Origin of the sequence: Candidatus Stygibacter australis, assembly GCA_030765845.1 — a bacterium.
GTDB lineage: Bacteria > Cloacimonadota > Cloacimonadia > Cloacimonadales > TCS61 > Stygibacter > Stygibacter australis.
This window is the reverse complement of record JAVCDJ010000110.1, coordinates 1-24,562: the sequence shown is the minus strand read 5'-3', so window position 1 is coordinate 24,562 and position 24,562 is coordinate 1. Positions and strand designations below refer to the sequence as shown.

7 protein-coding genes are annotated in these 24,562 nt (G+C 39.0%); 1 reads left to right on the top strand and 6 read right to left on the bottom strand.

All coding sequences use genetic code 11. The annotated features are described in order from the left end of the window. The 3 genes from RAO94_05735 to RAO94_05725 form a co-directional block, all read right to left on the bottom strand. Positions 1-17,039 (bottom strand): tandem-95 repeat protein (locus RAO94_05735; GenBank protein MDP8321831.1); only part of this gene is annotated, 17,039 nt, incomplete at its 3' end. Between the two features lie 434 nt (positions 17,040-17,473). After that, positions 17,474-17,668, bottom strand: a complete 195-nt coding sequence (locus tag RAO94_05730) for a hypothetical protein (GenBank protein ID MDP8321830.1) — start codon at positions 17,666-17,668, stop codon at positions 17,474-17,476. 15 nt (positions 17,669-17,683) lie between these two features. Further along, on the bottom strand, positions 17,684-18,049 hold the full coding sequence (locus RAO94_05725; GenBank protein ID MDP8321829.1) for a hypothetical protein: 366 nt from the start codon (positions 18,047-18,049) through the stop codon (positions 17,684-17,686). A 764-nt stretch (positions 18,050-18,813) separates the two neighbouring features. On the opposite strand from RAO94_05725, the gene RAO94_05720 reads away from it, so the two are divergent. Next, entirely contained in the window at positions 18,814-19,785 is a 972-nt protein-coding gene (locus RAO94_05720) for a glycosyltransferase family 9 protein (protein MDP8321828.1), read from the top strand. Between the two features lie 37 nt (positions 19,786-19,822). On the opposite strand, the gene RAO94_05715 is transcribed toward RAO94_05720, so the two are convergent. The 3 genes from RAO94_05715 to RAO94_05705 form a co-directional block, all read right to left on the bottom strand. Continuing rightward, a complete protein-coding gene (locus RAO94_05715) occupies positions 19,823-21,022 on the bottom strand; it encodes a hypothetical protein (protein ID MDP8321827.1) in 1,200 nt (399 codons plus the stop codon). A 120-nt stretch (positions 21,023-21,142) separates the two neighbouring features. Then, positions 21,143-22,378 (bottom strand): T9SS type A sorting domain-containing protein, encoded by a 1,236-nt coding sequence (locus RAO94_05710; protein MDP8321826.1) that lies wholly within the window; start codon positions 22,376-22,378, stop codon positions 21,143-21,145. A gap of 4 nt (positions 22,379-22,382) precedes the next feature. After that, positions 22,383-24,539 (bottom strand): TonB-dependent receptor plug domain-containing protein, encoded by a 2,157-nt coding sequence (locus RAO94_05705; GenBank protein ID MDP8321825.1) that lies wholly within the window; start codon positions 24,537-24,539, stop codon positions 22,383-22,385. Positions 24,540-24,562 lie beyond the last annotated feature (23 nt).

Sequence of the window (24,562 nt, the reverse complement as noted above, 5' to 3'; positions counted from 1 at the left end):
CCATTAACATCCACCTGATAGATGTATAACCCACCATCTACAGGATTGCCATCATCATCATCTTTATACCATTGATAAATATATCTGTTTTGCCCCATTCTTAACGGTTCAGAGGTTAGTTCCTTGATCAACCTCCCTCGCCGGTTCAATATCTTTCCGGTAATATCACCGGGAGATTCTCCTGAATCAATTCTGAGAACACAATATTCATCAGTCCAGGTGACTGTATGGGGCAATGGAACAACATCTTCCCCACTCTTAGTTGCCCTAACGGTCACTTTCACCTCAAAATCACGTCTTGCCCTATCATAGAGATAGGTAGCCGTGAATGGTATGTAAACTGTTCCGATCCAACTGTTTTGTGGTGTGAATGTAACATTAAAACCATCAAGAATGACTGACAGAGAATCATTATCTGGGGAACTGTCATACCCGGTTGTAAGTGTAATATCATAATCGCTTTGCAGGAATTGAGAGAAATCTATTATATGCTCTCCAGAATTCTCATAGAATGTGAATAATCCACTATCTACAGCATTTGCTAAAGCATCCAGATCAATTGCTGGAGCTTTTACGAATAAACCAAATAAAATCTCAGAATAAATGCCTGACGTGTTTTCTGTGGCAGTTAAAGTGAGATTTTGCACTTCCGGGCATTCATTATTAGGAATAAGGGTGAATTTAGTTGCTGCCTGTGTGATTTCCAGTCCTTCACCTTCAGATAACGAAAGATAGAAGCTGTCTCCTTCAAGATCGCTGACATAATTGGCAAATTCAATCTCCAGAGTCTGGTCATTTTCCATAATGAAATCATATACAGGATCAAAACGAGGAGGATCATTCACAGGAGAAACATTCACTTGAATCTCATCACTATCTGAAGCTCTATTACGGCTGTCATAAACAATGAAGGTGATTGTTTCCATACCATTCCAGTCTTCCTCTGCACTCAGTGTCACATTATAATCGGATATGGTGACAGAAATACTATCATTGCCTGTGGCGCTTATAAACAAATCATCCTCATCCTGATCCGTGATATATGGGGTGAAATCAATCTGCAGTTCTTCATCTTCATTGAAGGTGAAATTAGCTGGCAAGTCAATCACTGGAGGATGATTTATTTCCTCCTGTATCACAATAACCCGAAGGCTGTCTATGGCAGGGATATTACCTCCGTCAATAACACTGAAAGGTACTATTTCCGTACCTCCCCAGTTGGGGGGTGCATTAAAGATAACCGTGGTACTGATTACCTGTACGCTAATCGGACCAGAGTAAGAAGTACTAAGCGTCAGTTCAAGGTTGCTATTATCCATATCCTGCAGATACTGATCAAAGTTGACCTGTCGCTCAATTTCACCAGCCAGGATGATACCGTCATCTGGCAGATCAATTTCAGGTGGATCATTTACAGGAGTAACGTTTACAATGAAAGTATCAATACTGCTGGCTCTGGTAATATTGTCTACAGCTTCTATCACCACTTCATCCGCTCCAAAGAAATTGGCAGTAGTGCCCAAAGTGAGCGATAATCCTTCCACTCTGGCAGTAATATTTGGGGTACCATACACAATAATAAGTACATCATCATCATCAGGATCAGAAACATAACCCGCAGTGAGTGAATCCGCAAAATTGATCATCAGTTGCTCATCTTCAGCATAAGTAAAACCACTGACTGGTAATTCAATAACCGGAGGTTGATTTCCCAATGAATCCTGAATTACAATGATCTCCACAATATCAGTATCAAAATCACGACCCTGATTATCGCTAACAGTAAAAGTACGATACTCTCGAGGAGTCGAATTTTCGGGGGGCTGAATGGAAACGATGGATCCTTCAATGATAATATCCACAACACCATCATCAACAGTAAGTTCCAGAATATTTCCATCGACATCATAAATCCAGAGAGAATCAGCAAAATTCATAGTATTTTCAGCATGTGTGCTATTTTCAAGGATATAGAAAGAACGATCATCAATATCAATCACCGGAGGATCATTGAGTGGTCCCACTATTATCTGCACTTCCATACTGTCTGCTGCTGCACCTTGATCATCCTGAGCATGGAAATACACAAATTCATTACCAAACCAGTTTTCGGCAGCAGAAATAGTGACATTAGTACTTTCAAATTCAAATATAGTATTTGTGTTACCACTCACACTCAGAATGATCTGATCACCTTCTGGATCACTTACGTAACCTTCGGTGGCAAAATCCCAGGAATCCGACTCGTCTTCATCGATTGAAAATGAAATTGGCAGTGCCAGAACTGGTGGGTCATTTACCGGTGTTACGATAACATCCAGACTATCAGAAGATAGCACTCGTCCAGTGACTCCATCATCTACATTAATAGTTATAAATTCTGTCCCATTCCAGTCAGGTGTAGAGCTAAAGGTAAGAACCATATTTTCAACAGAAATATCTATCTCAGTATTTCCAGACCAACTGAACGTAAGATTATCATAATCAGGATCAGATACGTAATCATACATATTAACAGCCAGACTGCTGTCTTCCGGGAAAGTAATAAAGTCCTGCAGGTTGATAACCGGCAGATCATTTACGGGCACTATCTCAGGATAAAATGGGTAAACATAGGGTTGGGTCAATGTGTATCCATCAGTAGCTGTCACCGTTACAAGAGGGCTTCCAAATTGATTGTAAACCGAATTTAATTCCAGAATATTATCGGTTACAACTGCTGATATCAAATCTTCATCAAAACTCACCGAATAACTGAGATCATCTCCGTCCAAATCGTTAAAATGATCATCCAGATTAATTGTTATAGGTTCAAAATCTTCAAATATTGTATCAGTAAAAGTAATGGCTGATGAAAGTTGCGGATAATGATTATTCACAGCTCCCGGGTTCGTATGCTCTATTTCTGTCTGATTAAAAAAGAAATTAGTTACTTCCATTGGTGTTTGACCCAGATTATAGAAGAAATCTATGTTTAATAAGGCTCCTTCACCAGTGATCACCTCTGTACTGGAATACGTACAATGAAGGTTACCGCGAGTTTCATCTATCGTTAACGTTCCCAGACTATCTACTATGACTTCATCGAGATTATAACCTGTATATTGCACAATCCCATTGGTAAACTGCAGATCGAACTCAAAACTGCGAACATCCCAGTCTGGAATTAACTCGGTGGTGAGAATTGGAACTGTTATCGGCACGCCATTTTGACCACCGGTATCTATACTGTTTATGGTAATTTGAACATCGTCCAGCACAATTTCATTAACTGTAATATGAACAGTTCTGATTAGTGAATAAGCCTGTCCATCATAAGCCTGATAGGTAAATGTAACATCATGATTAGTGATATCCTCAGCTAAATAGATAAATGATCCGGTATCTTCAAAGCTTTGCAATATTCCACTCATTGGATTACTTACCAGTACTGCTGTCAAACCTTCTGGTCCATTATCTGGATCCTGATCATTATGCAGAACCCCATTAACGGCATGAACTATCAGTGCCTGAGTTTCATAAACTTCATAAACATCATCATAAGCGATTGGACTTTGGTTATCTATATCAGCAACTGATAAATATACTGTAGCTGTACCCTCGCCCGTCTGATTATCAGTAGCTGTCACTGTGATCTCATAGTATCCAGGTATAAATGCCTGCTGCACAATCATTCCTTCCACACTTCCGCCACCATTTTCAGTCCAGCTCCATACTACACTTAAAATTTCACCATCTATATCATAAGAATCATTGGCACTGAGCCAGACATTGGCAAAACCAGAAGTATCAGCCTGAGCAGTTAGAGATGGATCAGTAATAACTACTGGCAGATCATTAACTGAAACAACCGTGATATTCACACTCGTTTCCACAAACAAATCTTCACTATCTGTTGCGCGGAATATGAGCGTTTCGCTTCCATTCCAGTCAGGATCAGGAGTGATCGTGACTGCTCCATTATTTTCCATAACCTGAAGATTTATGTCACCATAGCAGGTGTAAATCAGTTCATCGCCATAATCAAGATCATGATCACCAAAAATGTTATTAAGATTTATTGAACTATCAGTAGAATCTTCCTGAATGTCAATATTCTGGATTTGAGTAATTATATAAGGTGGATCATTTACAAAATTGACAGTAACATCCACTTCATCCACTGCAGAGCCACCATTTCCATCATTAACTGTAAAGGTGAGTGTTTCGGTTCCGCTCCAATATTCTTCTGCATCAAATACCACTCCCAGCACATCGATATCAACCAGAATATGCTGGTTACCGCTGCACTGGAGCGTTAAAGGATCATTATCAACATCATCAATATATTGATTGAAATCTCTTACAAGGGACGCATTCTCATTGAAATTAAATCCCGCCTGGGGCAGATTGATCACAGGGTCATCATTTACTGGCGTGAAGATAATATCAACCACGTCACTCGCACTGGCTCGCATCACGTTATCATATACTATAAAGGTTAGTGTCTCTGTACCATTCCAGTTATCTTCGGGATTAACGTAAACTTCATAACCATAAGTAGTAATATCAGTATGTATCTCTCCATTAACTACGATGATCAATTGTTCATCGTCCTGATCACTCACATAATCTTCCATATCAATTATTAATACTACATCTTCTTCAGATGTTAAACTGGCTGGCATATCAATTTCCGGAGCATGATTATTTACTCCTTGATAAACCTCAACGCTGATTGTATCAGGAGCAGAATATTCCTCTCCATCATCTACCGTGAAGGTGATATCTTCTGTACCAAACCAGCCACTGCAACTTAATCTGACTGTCGTAGCAATAACCTCAATATCAATATTGTCATTTCCGGAATAGTTTATATTCAGATTATCACCATCAACATCTGCCATATACAAGTGGAAAGGAATATCCAAAGTTGTATTTTCCGTAAATGCTATTTCTGCAGGTAAATTCAAAGTGGGAGCATCATTAACAGGTAGAACCTGCACATCCACAAAATCCATGGCATACGTGTAACCGTCAGATACAATAAAAGTTATTCTTTCTGTTCCTGACCAATTAGTTGCTGCTGAGAAATTTACCAGTTCATTTGCCTGAATATCTACAGTGATCATAGCATTATTGGTTACTAATAATGAAAGTTCGTCTCCATCATAATCATAGATATACTGATTAAAATCCACTTGTAGAGATTCATCTTCATTAAAAGTGATTAAGTCTGGCAGCGTGATCTCAGGATCATTATTTGCCTGACCGGAATATACATTTACCAGCATACTATCGGTAGCAGATTCATTATACTCATCCCACACCGTAAAAGTAATCATTTCTGAGCCTACCCAGTTGGAAAGGAAAGTCACCTGCAAATTGGTAATATTGATCGAGATATTGTCATTTCCACTATATGTTAAAGTAAATGATGGATCATCGTCAACGTCATTTATGAAGGGTGTAAACACCTCATATCGGGGAATATCTCGAGAAAGTCCAATTTCGGGTGGCAATACGAGTGTTGGTGGATCATTAACGGGTGTTACTATCACCTGTACTTGCCCAATAGCAGTCAATCTGCTTATGTTATCAATCACCTCAAAGGTAATAGTTCTGGTTCCATTGTAATTTGTATCCGGTATAAATGTGACCAAACTACTTTGAATAGTTACTGCAATATTCGGGTCAGGTATGGAATTAATTATCAAATCATCATCATCCGGATCAGAAATATACTGCGAAAAGTCGATTTGCAATTCAGTATCTTCTGCCAAAGTGAAACCTTCCTCCGGCAAATTTATCTCCGGAGCATGATTCCATTCACCTAATATCACACGTACCAGTGTACTATCGGAAACACTCACAACACTGTCAGTAACTGTGAAAGTTATCCATTCCTCCCCAATCCAGTCATCAGGAGGATCAAGATATACCGAATAACCAACGATATTGACCAGGATGGTATCATTTCCAGCAAAATCCAATTGCAATACTTCCTGATCAGCATCACTTACAAACAGGTTAAAATCAAGAACTTCTGTGGTGCTATCTTCAAACTCAATTAATTCTGGCAAATTGAGTACTGGCAGATCATTTACTGATGTCACGGTTACTTCTATATCATCATAAGCAGACAATCGGCTGCCACTCTGGCTATCAAATATTTCAAACCCGATTGTTTCTGTGCCATTCCAGTTAGCAGCAGGTGTAAGTGTCACCAGAGTATCAGGGGCAATAGAGATAGCAATATGATTACTTGGTTGAGGGAAGATCAAAATGTAATCACTGCTATCCGCATCTGATATATATTGCATAATATTAAAAGTATAATTTTCATCTTCATTGAAATTGATTTGCTCAGGCAGGTTTATTACCGGAGCATGGGGAAAAGCTCCCGGAGTAACGTGTATCACAACGTCAGCAGATGCTGTTTCATTATAATCATCCGTTACTGTGAAGGTAAGAGTATCTGAATCAGCCCAGTCTTCAATTGCTGTAAATACTACAATATAAGTACTGCCTGATTGCTGGATATCTACAATTATAAAATCATCACCTGTATAATCTACATCAAGGTTGCTGCTATCCACGTCATAAAAATAATCATTAAGAATAATAGTTCTCGATGAATTTTCCTGGAATGTAAATCCACTCGCAGGAAATTCGATAACTGGAGCATCATTTACAGAAGTTACGATCACTGGTACATTATCAGATTCTGCCTGCCCCTGTTCATCAATTACCCAGAAAGTTAAAAGCTCTGTTCCATACCAGTTAGCTGATGCACTCAGATTCACATAAGTGCCGGTAATACTTACAATGATATTTTCATTACCGCTCACTGTGAGTTCCAGTTGATCATTCTCATCTTCATCGCTCACATATCCTTCTGCTTCAAAATCTAACTGCAGGCTCATATCTTCATTAAAAGTCAGTGATGGAGGTAGATCTATCTCAGGAGGTGTATTGGTACTTCCTTGAAATACTGTTACATTCACTGAGTCCATAGCGGTACTTAAGCTATCATCAGTTACTGCAAAAGTGATCATTTCCTCACCAGACCAGTCTGTATCTTCCAGATAGAAGTGGACGATCATTTCTTCAATACCCACACTGATATTTCCAATATGATCACAACTCAAACTCAAACTATTACTATCTATATCATCTACAAAGTGATTGAAATTCTGATAGAGTATATCTGACTGACTAAAACCAAAACCACTAACTGGAAGTGCTATTGTGGGTGCATCATTTACTGGAGTTACATTCAATATAGCTGAATCATGTACCTCAATCCTGCTCACATTATCCATTAAACTAAATTGTAGAGTTACTGAACCAAAATAGTTCTCCGCAGGCATCAAAGTCACCTGCATCCCGTTTACCTGGATATTTACTAAAGGATTATAAGTATAGGATATACGCAGCCCATCACCATCTTCATCTGATGCCCAGGGAGTAAAATCCAGAATCAACTGCTCATCTTCCGCAACTGTCCAGGCATCTGGCAGATTCAATACTGGAGCATGATTCCAGCTACCCCGCTGGATTACCACTAATACGGAATCACTAACTGATGAACTGCCGTCTGCGGCATTAAAAGTGATCATTTCACTACCATACCAATCATCTTCAAAAGCTTCAAATGAAACTCTGTAATTGAAATTAGATACATCTATACTATCTGTGAGCTCCCAACTGATAGAAAGCTGGTCACCGTCCACATCACTTAGATAGGGTGCAAAATCTACTTCTATTTGACTATTCTCTTCAAAGACAATGCTATCTGGCAATACCATCACCGGAATATCATTTACAGGAGCTACAATCACATCTACAAAATCAGTTGCTGATGCTCTGCCTTGAGTATCCCAAACCACAAAATCTACCCGCTGCGTACCAAACCAATTCGGCTCTGGAGTAATGGTCACATATAACTGATTTATATCAAATTCCAGGTATTCATAATTTCCTGCAGTTATCACCATATCGTCACCATCAGCGTCATCTACGTAATTATTAAAATTAAAGAGTGCATCCTGCTGATCTTCCACCAGATCAAAATTATCTGGTAAAACTATCGTTGGGGCATGATTATCTTCACCTGCTTCGATAATGATATCTACAGTATCTGAACCTTCACCCAGATTGTCGTCAGTTACGGTAAAGGTTACTGCTTCCGTATCTATAAATGCCTCTACCGTTGAGATATTAATTACGAAAGTACCTTGTATTAATTCTATTTCAATATTCTCATTTCCAGAAAAACTCAATTGCAGAAAATCATCATCTGTGTCGATATCAGAAATATAGGGACCCAAATTCAGGGAATATTCTGGATTTAAAAGATCTTCACTGATTATAAAACTGGCAGGCAAAACTATTACTGGATCATCATTAACCGGAGTGACAATCACTTCCACATTATCTGAAGCTGTTGATCTGCCAGTCATATCATCAAACACATAAAAAAGCATTTCTTCTGAGCCAAACCAATCAGGTTCTGCTGTGAAAGTAACTTCAAATCCATCTATTTCTATGATCACTTGGTGATTACCAGTTACTGAAATAAATAGTTCATCTCCCGGGTCAGCATCAGATATATATCCTTCTGCTTCAAAATCTACTACCAGTTCTCCATCTTCTTCAAACGTAAAGCCTTCTGCCGGAAGATTGATCTCGGGCGGTGTATTACTACTACCTTGATAAACCCTGATGATCATACTGTCGGTTGCTGTGAGGCTGTCTGGATCCATAACAGTAAAGCTGATTTCCTCTTCACCAAACCAGATTTCATCCTGAGGTTCAATTGTAACCATAAAACCGTTAGCGATAGTTATATTAAGATGATTAGCTCCACCATCCGTAAGCAACAGCGCATCTCCATCCACATCATCCACAAAGAAATAGAAATTCTCAAATAAGTATTCCTCCTGCGTCATGGACAGCTCTTCTGGTAATTCTATTGTGGGCGCATCGTTTACAGGATTAACTATTATCTCTACATTATCTGAAGCGATTGCTCTGTCATCAATCACATTATCTATCACGTTGAAATATAAAGTTGTAATGCCATTAAAATCCTCATCTGGTATCAGATATACCAGTGTATCTTCTATTATAGAAACCGTGATATGTTCATTATATGCACAGGTAATTATCAATTGGTCATCGTCATCAATATCATCAATATATTGTCCAAAATCAAACTGCTGAGGGATATCCTCATCCATAATAAATTGATCTGGCAAAACGATTGTGGGAGCATGATTCCATTGTCCCTGAAGCACCTCCACACTCATGATATCAGTATCAAATCCTGTGCTGTCATCTTCTATTCTGAAGGTGATATCTTCTATTCCATAAAAATCATCTTCACTGAAATCGATATTATATCCGCCACCCTGATCAACAATGATATACTCATTACCTTCCCAGCTTATATTCACTGCATCACCGTCCACGTCCTGAATATAATTCGCAAAGTTGATCCTCAAGATGTCATTTTCCACAAATGATATATATGTGGGTAAATTAAGCACCGGATCATCATTCTGCGGACGAACAGTGAAGGTCATTGAAGCTTCAGCAGAAGCTCTTATTGTTTCAGTATCATAAGCAGTAAAGTGTATTGCTGTAGAACCATACCAGTTGGCATTCGGAACTATCCGCACGTCAAGACCATCAATAAATACGTCTATATTATCCACATCACTCACCTGCAAAACTATCTCGTCATTTGGGTCTTGATCAGAAACATAGCCAGTGAAATCTGCTTCCCACTCTGTATCTTCTTTGATGCTTACTGCGGTGGGCATCAAATCCGTAAACTCAGGAGCATGGTTCCATTCTCCAGGATCTACAATAATACTGATATTGTCACTTGCAGATAGACTATCTTGATCGGTTACTGTAAAAGTCATTGTCTCAGTACCAGAAAATCCCAAATCTGAACTGAAATCCACTAAAATAATATTATTCCCCAAAAGTCTTATTTCGACATCAATATTTACATTCCCTTCCACGGATAAAGTCAATTCATCTCCAGCATCAACATCTGAGATATAATTACTGAATTGCTGATTATAGAGTCCTTCACCTTCTGTATACATCAATTGCGGAGGAAGATTGATAACAGGAGCATCATTAACCGGTGTTACGACCACATTCACTTCATCAGATGCAGTTTCCCTACCCATATCATCAAATACATAAAAAGCTAAATCCTCATCCCCATACCAGTCCTGAATTGATGTAAAAGTAACCTCTGCTCCATTAATAGTTACCTGGATATTTTCATTTCCATAAACCAACAAACTCAAAGGATCCTCATCAATATCACTTATGTAACCTTCTGCTTCAAAATCTATCACCAGTTCACCATCTTCTGCAAAGGTAAACCCCTCCTCTGGCAATTGGATCACTGGTGGAGTATTCACGTTTCCACTTACTGCTGTTACCTGCACTACGCCATTATCAGTTTCACCAATCCCATCAGTTACTGTAAACGTGATATTTTCTGTACCACTATATTCATCCACTACATCAAATATTACCGTTGTATTGGCAATAAAAACGGTGATTCCACTCCAGCCTTCCGCGGTCAGTACCAAAGTTTCTCCATCCACATCATTCATAAAGGGAGCAAAATCCACTGGATATTGCTCACTGTTTGAGAAAGTGATCGAAGCCGGTAAATCAATAGTAGGTGCATCATTCACCGGAGTAACATCAATAGTTATTTCCTGACTGACAGAGGCTCTACCTCCCTGAGAATCATAAACTGTAAAGGTCATCAACTGACTGCCAAAATAATTCGCAGCCGGCATCAAAGTTACCAGACTATCTGTTGCTGTAAAGCCAATATTTGCATTATATCCAGCCGTTATTATCAGATCATCGCCATCCTGATCATACATATAAGGTCCAAAATTAAATTCTGTCGCCACATCTTCCTGCAAACTTAGTGTATCCGGCAAGGTCAATTGAGGTGGATGATTATTTGCTCCCAATGTTACTGTAACCTGCACGCTGTCTGTAGCTGTTAATTGTGGAATACCTTCATCAGTAGCATGGAAATTGATCAGTTCCGTGCCATACCATCCTTCTGGTGATGTAAAGGTGATCAGATAACCATCTCTGGCTATATTGATATTCTCATTACCATCCCAGGTAATAGTCAATAAATCTCCATCAGCATCAAAGGAATAATCTCTGAAGTTTTCCGTTAAACTTCCATTATCAGCAAATTCCCAACTGTCAGGCAGATCAAGCTCAGGTGCATCATTTACAGAATTTACCACAATTTGTACATCCTGACTGGCAGATGAACGATTCCCCGGCTCTGTATCATAGACCGTGAATTCCAGATTAACATCTCCATACCAGTTCATGCTCGGTCTAAAGGTTACTATCAATCCTTCTATTGTTGCCACCACGCTCTCATTGTATTCCACGTTCAAAGCCAGTTCATCTCCGTCTGCATCATACAGGTAGGGAGCAAAATCTATTTCCAGGTCAACGTCCTCATCAAGTGTGATTGGTTCTGGCACATTTATTTCTGGAGCATGATTAAAACTTCCCTGAACTACTTCAATAATTACTAATTGACTATCCTGCAGGAAACCATCGGATACAGTAAATGTTACTGACTCAACTCCATACCAGTTATCTAAAGGATCAAAGTGCACTACATCTCCCAGGATTTCAATATAGATAGTATCATTACCAGTAGCAGTTAATTCTAAACTATAACTATCAATATCGGAGATAAATTGTGAAAAATCCCAGTTAGGGTCATCGTTTTCTTCAATAATTATATCCTGCGTGATATTAATTACTGGGGCATCATTTACAGGAAATACAGTGACAGATATTTGTCCTGAAACCTGATCTCTGCTTCGCAGCTCATAGACCGTAAAATTCAAGTTTCGGTTGCCATTCCAGTTGGCTGCCGGATGGAAGGTAGCAATATTATTGCTGACTGAAGTACTTATATACTGATTCCCGGCAAAAGTAACCATCCAGTCATCCCCCTCTTCATCAGTCACATAATCATTGAAATCCAACGGATATGTTGTATCCTCATCAAATCCAATCGAATCCGGAAAAGCCTCTGATATCACAGGTGGATTATTTATACTGCTTTCCGTTACGATTACCAAAATACTATCTGTGGCTGCTTCAACACCATCATTCACCATAAAACTCAAGGTATCTGCTCCTACCCAATCATCTTCTGCAGTAAAAGTTACGACTGATCCGGTTACCTCCACTGCAATATGATCTCCATTAATCCCGCTTAAAAAAGGCGTTGTCCCATCAACATCTCCGTAAAAAGCATTTAAGTCAACAGTCAAATCATCATTTTCTATAAAGGTGTAACTTGTCGGTAATTCTATCCAGGGGGCATCATTAACCGCATCAACTATTATCGGTATAATTGCTGTATCATAAGCCCTGCCGCCACCGGGTGATGTATCATATACCCAGAACGTTACAAGTTCATCCTCACCATTCCAGTTATCATTAGCCCAAATGGTTACTTCCAGACCAGTGATTTGGATATGTAATGCATTATAAAGATCCGTTACCATCAATAGGTGATCATCTTCCGGATCTGTGTCTGGATCAAAAATGTAATCCGTAAAATCAAACTCAAATTGGGTATCTTCATCAAAAGTAAAAGATTCAGGCAAATTTACAAATTCAGGTGCATGATTCCAATCTCCTGTGGTGACTTGGATCAATATTGAATCTGATACCGGCTGGAAAAAATCTGTCACTGTAAAAGTTACCGTCTCTGATCCAATCCATCCACCTATGCCTTGTATATTAACAATTGAGCTTTGCTCCACTTGTGTTATACTGATATTTTCATTTCCTTCCCAGGTAAAAAACAGATTTCCATCATCGACATCGACCACATATTCACTCATATCTTTTGATAATATACTTCCTGTAACAACACTGAAAGTCCCGGTTATATTGAATTGTAATACGTCTTCTACTGGGTTTATTACAATATTCATAGTCCCCTGATCATAACCACCATGCTGATCATCTACCAGTATGCTGACCTCTTCCGAGCCATTTACATTTTCTCCGGCTGAGAAGGTTATCACTGATCCCAGACCACTTCCAGCAGCCTCTACCAGCTGATTATCAAATATCGTAATTATCAGATCATCGCCATCTGAATCTGTCACAAAACCTGCTGCCACAAAATCAATAGTCAGTTCATCATCTTCATCAAAATATTGGGCTGGTATTTGATTAATTACTGGCTGATGATTATTTTGCCACGACGTGACAATCACATCAACATCATCACTCGCCGACGCTTCACTTTCATCTTCCACGGTAAAGGTTAATACCTCGGTATTTATCCAGTTTGGATCAGGAATTATTATTGCTTCCATATCCTCATTATCTATCTCTACCGTTATATGTTCACTTCCCGGGCAAGTTATGGTCAATTCATCGGGATTAGGATAATCATATAAATCCACATCTGTAATATATGCCATCATATCTATTACAAATTCATCATTCTCCTCCAGATTGAATTCTCTGGGTAAATTGATCGCGGGTGCATCATTTACCGGAATTACTACTACTGTCATTGTACTAAACACTACTCCACTATTGCCATCAAAAGTATGGAATGTGATCTCTTCACTGCCGTTCCAGTTCTCTTCTGCACTGAATACAACTGTTGCTCCGCTTGCTTCTGTGAATATATTGCTGTTGCCCGAAGGTAATATTGTTAAAGCATCACCATCCAGATCAATCACCCAAAGACTGTCAGCAAAATTTACAAATAAAGTGTTATCTTCATCAAAACTGATAAAGTCTGGCAAATTCATGATTGGTGCATCATTTACACTATAAACCCTAACTTCCAGACTGCCACTGGCATTTCCTCCCATTCCGTCAGAAACAGCAAAATCCAAATCCTCTGCTCCAAACCAGTTCTCTGGTGCACTAAAGGTTACTGTCATACCAATTAATTCATGACTGATACTGTCATTTCCTGTAATCTCAATCACTAGATCATCACCATCTATATCGGTAATATAATTGCTCAGATCAAATACACCATTAGTATCCTCAGCAAATTCTATATACGGTGGAAAATTGATCTCAGGGTCATCATTCATGGGATTAACATTGACTGTTAGTTGCGCCGTAATTGCTGCTCCACCAATATCCTGGGCTACAAAATAAATCCCCTCACTGCCATTCCAGTCACCTTCCGGGATCAATGTTACTGTCGTTGAGTCTATATTTACAGCAATGTGCTGATTACCATAATAACCCAGATATATTTCTGAATTATCGTTATCAACATCGCTTACATACTGGCTGAAATCTAATATTAGCTGACTATCTTCATCAATACTCACCTGTGGCGGCAGATTCAATTCTGGAGGATCATTAACTGGCAGTACGCGTACTATAGTATTATCCTCTACCCAGGTCTGCCCTGTATAACGTATTCTAAAGGTCAATTCAGTTTCGCCCCAGTAATCCTCATCTGGCGTTAGTGTTACCATAGTTCCCTGGATATTTATGTTGATATTGTTATTGGCATCTGCACCAAGCTCAATTTCCAACCCTTCAGGATCGTAAATATATTCAGTAAAATCAATTTCTTCCTCTCCATCTTCTGCTATTATTATCATATTAGGCAGATCCAGTTCTGGTAAATCAGGTGATGCTACAAATATGATCGGAATTGTCTGACTGGTTCCTGTTCGCTGTCCACTGTCAAATACGGTAAATGTTACATCTTCTGTACCGTTCCAGTCCGGTGAAGATGATATATTCACGTCCAGTCCATTAAAGGCAATCAGCACTGATATATTACCAGTCGCCTGTAATAATAACTGGTCTCCGGCATCAACATCACTCACATATACATCAAAATCTACCCAGTTGCTGCTGTCCTCAGCAAAAGTGAACCCATCTACAGGTAAATTTATCACCGGAGCATCATTAACTGGTATTACCCTCACCAGCACCGCATCATTTACTGTACCACTGCCATCAGTTACTGTGAATGTAAGTGTTTCCTCTCCATTCCAGTTCTCTGTTTCAGTGGATAAGGTAACCATATAATCAGCAATATCCACATTGATATTATTATCACCGATTACTGACAGATCGGGAAATTCCCCATCCGGATCACCGGCATAATCCCTGAAATCTATTACATAATCATGATCCTCAAGAAAGACAAATTCTGCTGGCAGGTTCATATATGGTGGTTCACTTTCCACAATTGCAAAAGTAAATGGTTCTTCCTGATAATATTGATTATAGTGATTATCCAGATAATCGTCTGCTCGTGACTGCCAGGTTATTGGGCCTTCACTGTATCCACTCAATTGATAACTCACATGATATGCCCGGTAATGCTCATCTTCAGTCAAACCAAATTCAGGGGCTGCTTCAATTGTAAAATTACTAGCATTTATATTGGTTGCATTTACCCGCAAATCGATAGTTGTAGGATCTACTCCTGGATCAAAATCATATACATAAAAACTGATCTCAGTATCTAAAGGCAAATTAGTGGCTCCATTTTCTGGTGATATTGACCATAAAAACGGCGGAGTCTCATCTTCACTATCTATCACTGTTGTAAAATGATAGCTGTCTAAACGCTGATTACCCAGATTATCGTAGGCTATTATTTCTACATTGATCAATTCTTCTGAACCAAAGGGGATCGGCATATTTACGGTCACTGCATAACCGTCATCAATTGGTTCATAAGTAAATAAAGCATCCTGTTCCATGAAAAGGATACTGTCCACATTACTGTTCACATAGACTTCCATTGTACTAATATCTACTCCTGAACGCTCATCTGTTACCCAGAATGATATCGGACTGTCTAAAGCAACATCTTCTTCATTACTTGCCGGATTCCGATCAGAGATATAGGGCGCTGTTTCATCGTTCCAGGTAGTAAACGAATAGATGTCGGTCTCCATATCTTCACCCAAACTGTTCGTTGCATCGATCCGCACATTCACCAGATTATTATAGCCAAAAGGATATACTGGTATAATTGTTACCTGATAGCCGGTTAACTCATTAAAAGCATTGTATCGCGGTTGAATATCTACATTGTTATTGTCATAGGTATATAGCTGTGGTGTTGCCACACCCTGTTCCTGAATCCGAACCAGAATTGTCGTGCTGTCCACATATACACTGTCTACCATGTTAAGTATCTCAAAAAATATCGTTGTATTAACATTCACATTCGTCTGATTCGGGTAGGGTGCCCATGCTGTGGTATAGGTCTCATATACAAAAGTTACGTGAAGGATATAACTCTCCAAAGACTCATTTCCCGATTCATCAATGGCGTATATTGTTACTGTTACGGACTCATTATTATCAAAATCTCCCGGTAGATCAAGGGTATAACGATAACCACCGCTTATCGGCTGGTAAATTAAATAATCTCCGCTTAAATTATATACCCCATCATTTATCCCCGTATCTGACGTTATCTGGACAGTTACTGAATCCCGAATTACTCCCGAGGCCACATCTGTTACATCAAATATTATATCATCATCTACTTCCATATCCACTCCTGTTGGAGTAGGATCATATGCCACAATAAAGGGGGGAGTTAAGTCCTCATATATGTAAAAATACCAGCTATATGGCTCCATTGGTACTCCCTCTGTGTTCTGGGCGGTTACTACTACATTTACAGAGTCTCCATAATCAAAAAAACCTGCTAACGGATCAAATGAAAAAATATAATCTGAACTCATTAGATAATAATTCACTTCATCGTCTTCATGATTAAATGTAATATTATTGATAGTAATATTTACTGTTGTTGGCGCAACTGCAGCAGTATCTGGTTGTAATCTGAATCTTACCTGGACGTTAGTGGGATTCGCAGTTCCGTTGGTTGGTACCGGATTTATTACTTCTAAGGCATATATCTTTAAAGTAAGAAGCAAGGTAATTAAAATCAAAATCGCTTGAAAATTTGATATTTTTCTATTCATGAGTGCCTCCATCATTTTTTTAGACTCTACTAACCATAAAATCTTATCATGTTTATTATTGTCAATGTTTTTCACCTGTTTTTTCTAACAACTAAAATTGCCTTATTTACGCTTCCTGACAGTAACTTATAATTATCCCTTAACAAAATTAAAACAAGATTAGCTAACTTCTTTTTCTATTTTTTAATTGACAGAATAGCAATATTGGTTTCTCCATGATATTAGATTAGAATAATAATGGGAAATTAATGAAAATATTGATCATTAGATTGTCTTCTCTGGGAGATATAGTTATCTCTGAAACTGTGATCTATTCACTTACTCTTCAAAATTTCTAAAACCATAACCCGATAGAATATTATGAAAAATAAAATATAAAAAGACTCTGGCATTTCCAAAGAAATGCCAGAGTTTGATTAAATTAATAAAGGTATTTACTTAAGTAAAATAACCTTCTTCGTTTGAGTGTCCTTTCCTGCTTTCATACGGATCATATACACTCCACCACTAACTGTTCTACCTTTTTCGTTAACTCCGTTCCAGATATGTTCCAGATGCATTCCTGCCTGATAATGCTCATTTTCGATTAGTGTTTTCACTTTCTGACCTTTAATATTATAAACGGTCAGGTTAACGTCGCTTTCTTAAGCAATATTACAGGAAATCGTTAACGAAGGATTGAACGGATTCGGGTATGTTTTCAGTTCCATATCAACCGGTGGGGCTTCTTCCGCTGGTGTACCGAAACTGATGAAAGCATAGTCTTCCAGACTGCCGGTTGTCAGCTTTCCTGGACGATATTCCTGATTGATACTAACCAGTTCATATTCTGCATCGTATTCCTTTCCATCTTTATAGAACCTGAATTCCAGTTCGTTTCCTGACGGTTCATTAAAAACATAAGCCCGTAACATAAATCTCTCCGGATCATCAACAACCTCCGCTCCTTTGCAAACACCATTGACAATAACTCCAATTTCATCAGGAACAATATCATCGAATTCTATCATTATTGGATAATACGACATTTCTTCCTCAAAAACGAAATGTTCTGCCTTTGGGCGTCTGTATGGCTGTACTCCAACCCTTGTACTGAGACTGTTCAAGCTAAGTAATTGATTTATAGAGCAGGAAATCAACATTGGCTTATAAAGTGCACATCCCGGACAAAATATGGACAAATAGCAAAACCGACATTCTACTGGCTGAATTTAGAAGAATAAAAAGATCTTATTTTACGCCTTTTTAATTTACACCAGACCTTAGGAAATAAACAAATACATTTACACCAACATTTGGGACTTGACTGAGCAACAAGGGGGTAACACCTTAGTGTCTCAACTGGGCTCCGCATAACAAAATAATGTTATGCGTAGCCCAGTTGAGACACTAAGGTGTTACCAGTATGCTGCTAAGAAGAGGGTATAGGGGTCTGTTCATGCTGAGTAATTGATCAATAAGCAGGAAATCAACATTGGGCTTATAAAGTGCACATCCCTGACAGAATGTGGACAAATTTATGGTTGAAAGAAGCGATCAATAATTCAATATATTTACAAAATACTTTTTTAATGACCTTGATTTGACACATATTTGTCAAGAAAACCTGAAAGTGTGCAATATTATTGATATTTTGAAGCGTAAGTTGTTAAAGGGGGCGACGTGATGTTGAACAGTCTCAATGCTTGTCAAAAACTCTTTAGCCCTTTTTTGTTGACAGTATTATGAAATATTACTTCTGATGATATACATAAAGGTGATAATGGTACGAAATATGATGAAAATCTTGATTATAAGACTGTCCTCTTTAGGAGACATTGTTCTCACTGAACCGATTATCAGGACGCTTGCAGAACTCTATCCCCAGGCAGAGATTTCCTATCTGGTCAAACCCGCTTTCAAAGATATTGTCTCCGCTTTTCCCACTCAGGTGAAAACTCTTGACTGGAACAATGATCTCTCTTCACTGCTGCAGCTTTCCAAAGTAAAATATGACATCCTGATTGATCTGCACAATAAACCTAATACTGCCCTTATCAGATCATTCTGCAGAGCTACGATAAAATCCGTATATAATAAAGCTCATCGCTTGAGAAAAAATATTGTTGCTCACACTACTTCTCAATCCATCTCATCCACTCTTGATCTCTATTATTCTGCCCTAAAAAAGATCAATATCACTCCTCAATCGCGCTATCCCCAAATTACCGCAGATGATTCCGCAAATGTGCAGCTGAAAGAAAATAAACTGCAAAATGGCAATTTCATCCTCATTTTCCCCGGTGCCACCAGTTTTACCAAAAAATGGCTGCCGGAATATTTTATCGAATTGATCAATAGGATTTCTCCAGATTTTCAGGTTGTGTTGGCGGGAGGTAAATCAGAAAGTCAATTATCTGCCCAAATTATCCAACAATGTAATGATCAGGTTATTGATCTTTGTGCCAGAACCAGTATCAGACAATTAATCTCTCTTATTAATAAAGCAAAGGTAGTAATAGCAAATGACAGTGGTCCTGCTCATCTGGCAGCTGCACTCAATAAACCTCAGATCACAATCTTTGGTGCCACATCTCCCAAGCTCGGTTTTGCCCCGCTTAATGATAAAAATGTGCTCATCACTCAAAATCTATCCTGCTCACCTTGCTCACTCCATGGCAGTGATGTCTGCCCCCTACACCACTTCAACTGCATGAAAACTATCAACCCTCAGATTGTTTATGAAGAATTGCTCAAGATATTGTAAATAAATTTTCTCTTTTTCCCGGTTAAGTTTTCTTACATCACATTAATCCGTGCAAATCCGTGGCTAAAAATTCTCTTTTAAATCTCCCCGGCAAAACCAGGAGATGATTTCCCAGTGGTCTTTCAAGTAGTTTAGTTAGTTCATCTTGATCAATGCTGATCTCAAGCTGAGTTCTACAGAGATTTTCTTCCTGCAGATGTCCGGTCACTCTGCCTTCTGCAACCCAGATATCATCCAGATACTTTCCTCCCAGGCGAAATAATGTCACCTCATCATAAATCAACTTACCTTGAATGCCCACTCCCAGTCCGGATTCAAAATGGGATCGCAGCACTATTTGCTTCAAAGCATTCAAAGGTGCTGTGCAATGTGCCAGGGTTATAATAGATCTTTCCCAGTCAATCCTGGCTGGATTTGCCATCCAGGGGATATTTCCTGTCTGCTTTTGAGCCCACACCATACCAGTAATACTGGCAATATCACCTTCACATCCAGCCGGGAAATTCTCAGAATTCAGCTTTCCTAAAGCATAACAGGCAGTCATTTTATTATCAACCACCAAATCAAAGCAGCGGACAGTAATTGCATCCAGTTCATATTCAGATATTATCTGCTTCAAGGCTTTATATGCTGCATCTGAATTGATCAAATCCTGCTCCTGAGGTTCTTTTACCTGCTCAGCACATTGAAAAAGTTCTCCACTTTCTGATTCTACCATAAATCTACTCACTAGTTCCTTCAGATATGGAATACTCACTTTCACTAATTCTGTATCCCAGGTGTTGCGCAATACTTCTTCCGGGTAAGAACTGGCGATCAACCAGTCTGATGGTTCTCCTATGACTCCTATTCTACTGGCAAGCGGACTGCATCTGGCTTTATCAACAATTATCTGATTTCCACCTGTTTCTAAATTCAAGTCTTGTCCTTCCAGATCAATTATCTTCACATCCCTGTCCTGTCTCTGAAAGTATGCAGTTATCTCCAGAGCTGCTGCCAGTGAATTATTACCCCGATGAGTGAATAATATTATCTTCTCCAAATCCTGTCGATTGATCTCTGCAACCACAGCCTGCTCTGTCCCACCAGTCAAGATCAAGATCCCATCATAATCAATGTCTCTTTCAATGATAGTTGTCCCTGTTATTTCCAGATGATCTCTCAGTTTGCTCAATATCCCTTTTCTTGTTTCTTCATTCAGAAATTCTGAATATATAATTTTTATCTTAAGCTCCACACAACACTCCAAAGTTTATTTTCTTTCTCTTCCAGTTCAATCCCGAACAATACATCATGTCCATTTAGTCCATCCTGTCCATTCAGTCCACAAAAATCTCAAGACCATAATGCTGGATTATTACAGTTTTATTACCCTCTTTATTTGGGAGTATCTAGCAGAAGTTTTTATTCTAGAAAGATAGATTCCAGAGGAAACTGGCAGTCCATATTTATCTTTTCCATCCCATACGCCAGTATTTGAAATCTCATTTACCAGTCTTCCTCTGATATCATAAATTTTTAGGGATTCTATCTGGCAGCGTGAATCTGATGTTTTAAAGTTTACTGTATCGCAGAAGGGATTGGGATATGTGATGATGTCAGGAGCATTTGTAATATAATTTTCATTTGTGGAGGACTGCTGAGGCTGGAACTTCATGTCAATTGCATATAATCCCACCAGGTAGTTATCAAGAATCGTTTCATCAAGATCATAAAGATTGACAGTGAAATTTTGCCCCCATTCTCCACCTAAAATCGCAAGATTAGTGTCATCCGCTTCCACTACACTGCCCCCGGGTATAAAGGGTTCTGCTGGAGAGTATATTACTTCCCAGGTAGCTGCATCATAAGCATAAACTGCTGCATTCTGGGCGTCTCCCACATAAATTGTACCGTCAGGGGTAATGGTAAGGTCTCCACATTGACCACCCATCTCAATTGTGTGGATAATAGTATCTGTAATAACAGAAATTATCTGGATATTACCCATCATGTCTATCCAGTTGCCGGTGCAGGAAACATGAACCTGATCGTCTTCAGCCAGCAGATACTGGGGATTTACCTCTGTAGGAATTGTGGTGATAACAACAAATTCTGCTAGATCAATTACTGTGACAGAGCAATTGCTATAGTTTGTCATATAATCTGTATTACCAACATAGAGTTTATTTTCTGATATTGCCATACCAGCAGGATTTCCTCCCACAGCTGTCTGGTCAACTACCTCATCTGTAGCTAGATCTATTTTATATACCTGATTTGAAAGTCCTCCGGATACATAGAGAAAATCCTCATCGATAGTCAGATCATAAGGATTAACAGTTGTTCCCAGATAAATGTTGGTTATCGTGCTGCCTGTGTTAATATCAATTTTCTGCACACTGTTGTCACCCGAATTTGCCACATAAATATACTGGGTGTTGCAAACAAACCTGTTTGGCATATAGCCTAGAGCAGCAAAGGCATTATCCACCTCACCAGTTTCCAGATCTATCAGGGAAAGCGTTTCACTACCGCTGTTCAATACAAATAGCACGGATGCATTGAGCAGAAAACCGATTGTTAATAGTAAGAGCAAAACATAATTTCTCATAATTTCACCTATATTTAATTTTTATTGATAAATTAAGATTTCTGCCGGGTTGGGGCATATATTCATAAATATAATAATATTCATTAAGCAGATTATTGACCTGCAGCAGCCAGGTGATATCAAGTTTCATATAGCGTGTTTTCCAGCCCAGTGAGCAGTTATAAAGCTGATATTCTGATAATAATTTTTCTTCTGTCAATTGATCACGCGTAGTCCACTGGCTGCCTGTGAACTCCATATTAAGATTGAATATGAAATCTCCTGGAGTCCAGTTTAAGGCAATATTTCCCTGATAATCTGGTGTGTAGATAAGTTCTTTATTATAAAAAGCTGAAGGTTCACCATTTGCCAGTCTGGTTTTATCTGCCGTTATGGTCTGGGTATAAATTCCGCTCAGTTTAAGGTTCTTAATGGGATTCAATGTGCATCTATATTCTAGATTTTTCACGCTTGCTGCACCCAGATTAATGGGTTTCCAGGCGTAATTGAAATCCTGGATCCAGATGATCATATTCTCCAATTGATCATCACGCCATGATACACTTAAAGTGTTCGATTGATACTGGATACTGCCTTCAAGTTTAATTCCATCACTGGTTTCCGGAACCAGGTCAGGATTACCGGTTGCTTCGGCATCCCCCTTCCAGTACAGACTATAAAATGAAGGAAGTGTAAATCCCCGGAGCCTGCCTATTGATGCAGATATCAGAAGCTCTTTTTCATAATTAATCCCGCCGATTATGCTCCCGTTTTGTTCCGGGGAGAAATCCTGAGCATAATCATAACGTCCAGCAAACTTCAACCAGGGAGTAAAATCACCCAATTCCCGATTGAGGGCAGCTTCAGAAAATAATGCATAGGAACTTCTCTCAATTTCTGGTATGGAACTCACCTCATTAGTGGTTTCTTTATATTGATAGCTTTCAATCAGCTCTTCTCCACCCAGTTTCAATTTGATATTCTGGTTTGGTTCCCACTCGATAATGGGTCTTATTCCTCTGCTCTGCTTATAGTTTTTACCATAGATATAATAATATAAATATTGATTATATGGCTCCTTTAGCCTGGTGTTATCATAAATTGTTTTTTCGGTATTATTCCAGAAGCGAGTAATAAATTGAAAATTCTGCAAGTTGTATTTCCAGTTAGCCTGAAATTTAATTATATCTCCCGAGATTCGGGCTTTATAAAACAGGTCTGGATTATTTACAGCACCTGGCAGCATGCGGAAGAAATTAGTGTAATACCCCTTGAAATCCCAGTTCCCCCAGGTTGAGCGATAAGTGAAAAAGGAAGATATATCCGCCTGCCAAAAGGAGTTGTTTTCGCGTGTCAAGTACTTACTATCTGTATTCCACTCTTTGGGTGCTGGATAAGTGAAATCGTTTTCCGCCTGCTGATAAATGATATCTGTCTGTAAATTGAACCGTTCGCTGTGACGACTATAGCTGAGATTTGCTGAATAATGACCAAAAGAGCCATAACTGATACAAGTTTCCAGTTGCAATGGCTTTACGGGGGAATTCGTTTTCAGGTTGATGACTGTACCCATCGCCCCGGAGCCGGCAATCCCGGAAGCTGGACGGATCTCAATTTCCGAGATCAGATTAAGCGGAATACGGGAGAAATCAAATTCTTCCCCTGGACTGTTTAAGGGGATTCCATCCAGCATCACCAGCGTGTGCCGGCTGTCATATCCAGGGATTTTAAGAGTCTGTTGTGTACCTGCTGTGCGGGTCCCCGAAAGCTGTAATCCGGTTTCTGCTGCAATATAACCAGCCAGAGATTCATTTTCTGAATTGTTGTTCTCACTGGGTATCAGGTGCTGAACAGATTGCCGAAGCGGATCGCTTCTTTCAGATACTGCTCTACCGGAAATCGTGATGGGAAGGCGTTCCATTTGCAGTTTAGCAGGAATTGAACCCGCAGGCAGGGTGATATCCTGATATCCCAGCTTATGATAGATCAGGGTATCCTGATTAATAGCTTCCAGTTGATAGACCCCATCTTCTCCTGTAATATCAAATCCTGCTGAGCTTTTTACCAACACCTGATCCAGATATTTCTCTTCCGCATCTATTACATATCCTGATACCTGCAAAGCATTTAGCGCAATTGCTATTAAAAAGCTTATGATCAGGAGAAGTAATTTCGTTTTCATATTGATTATTATTTATTTTTTCC

Bases quoted from the DNA above. Each gene is read 5' to 3' on its own strand.
- RAO94_05720 (MDP8321828.1), top strand. From the start codon at position 18,814: ATGATGAAAATCTTGATTATAAGACTGTCCTCTTTAGGAGACATTGTT.
- RAO94_05710 (MDP8321826.1), bottom strand. From the start codon at position 22,378: ATGAGAAATTATGTTTTGCTCTTACTATTAACAATCGGTTTTCTGCTC.
- RAO94_05725 (MDP8321829.1), bottom strand. From the start codon at position 18,049: ATGATAGAATTCGATGATATTGTTCCTGATGAAATTGGAGTTATTGTC.
- RAO94_05705 (MDP8321825.1), bottom strand. From the start codon at position 24,539: ATGAAAACGAAATTACTTCTCCTGATCATAAGCTTTTTAATAGCAATT.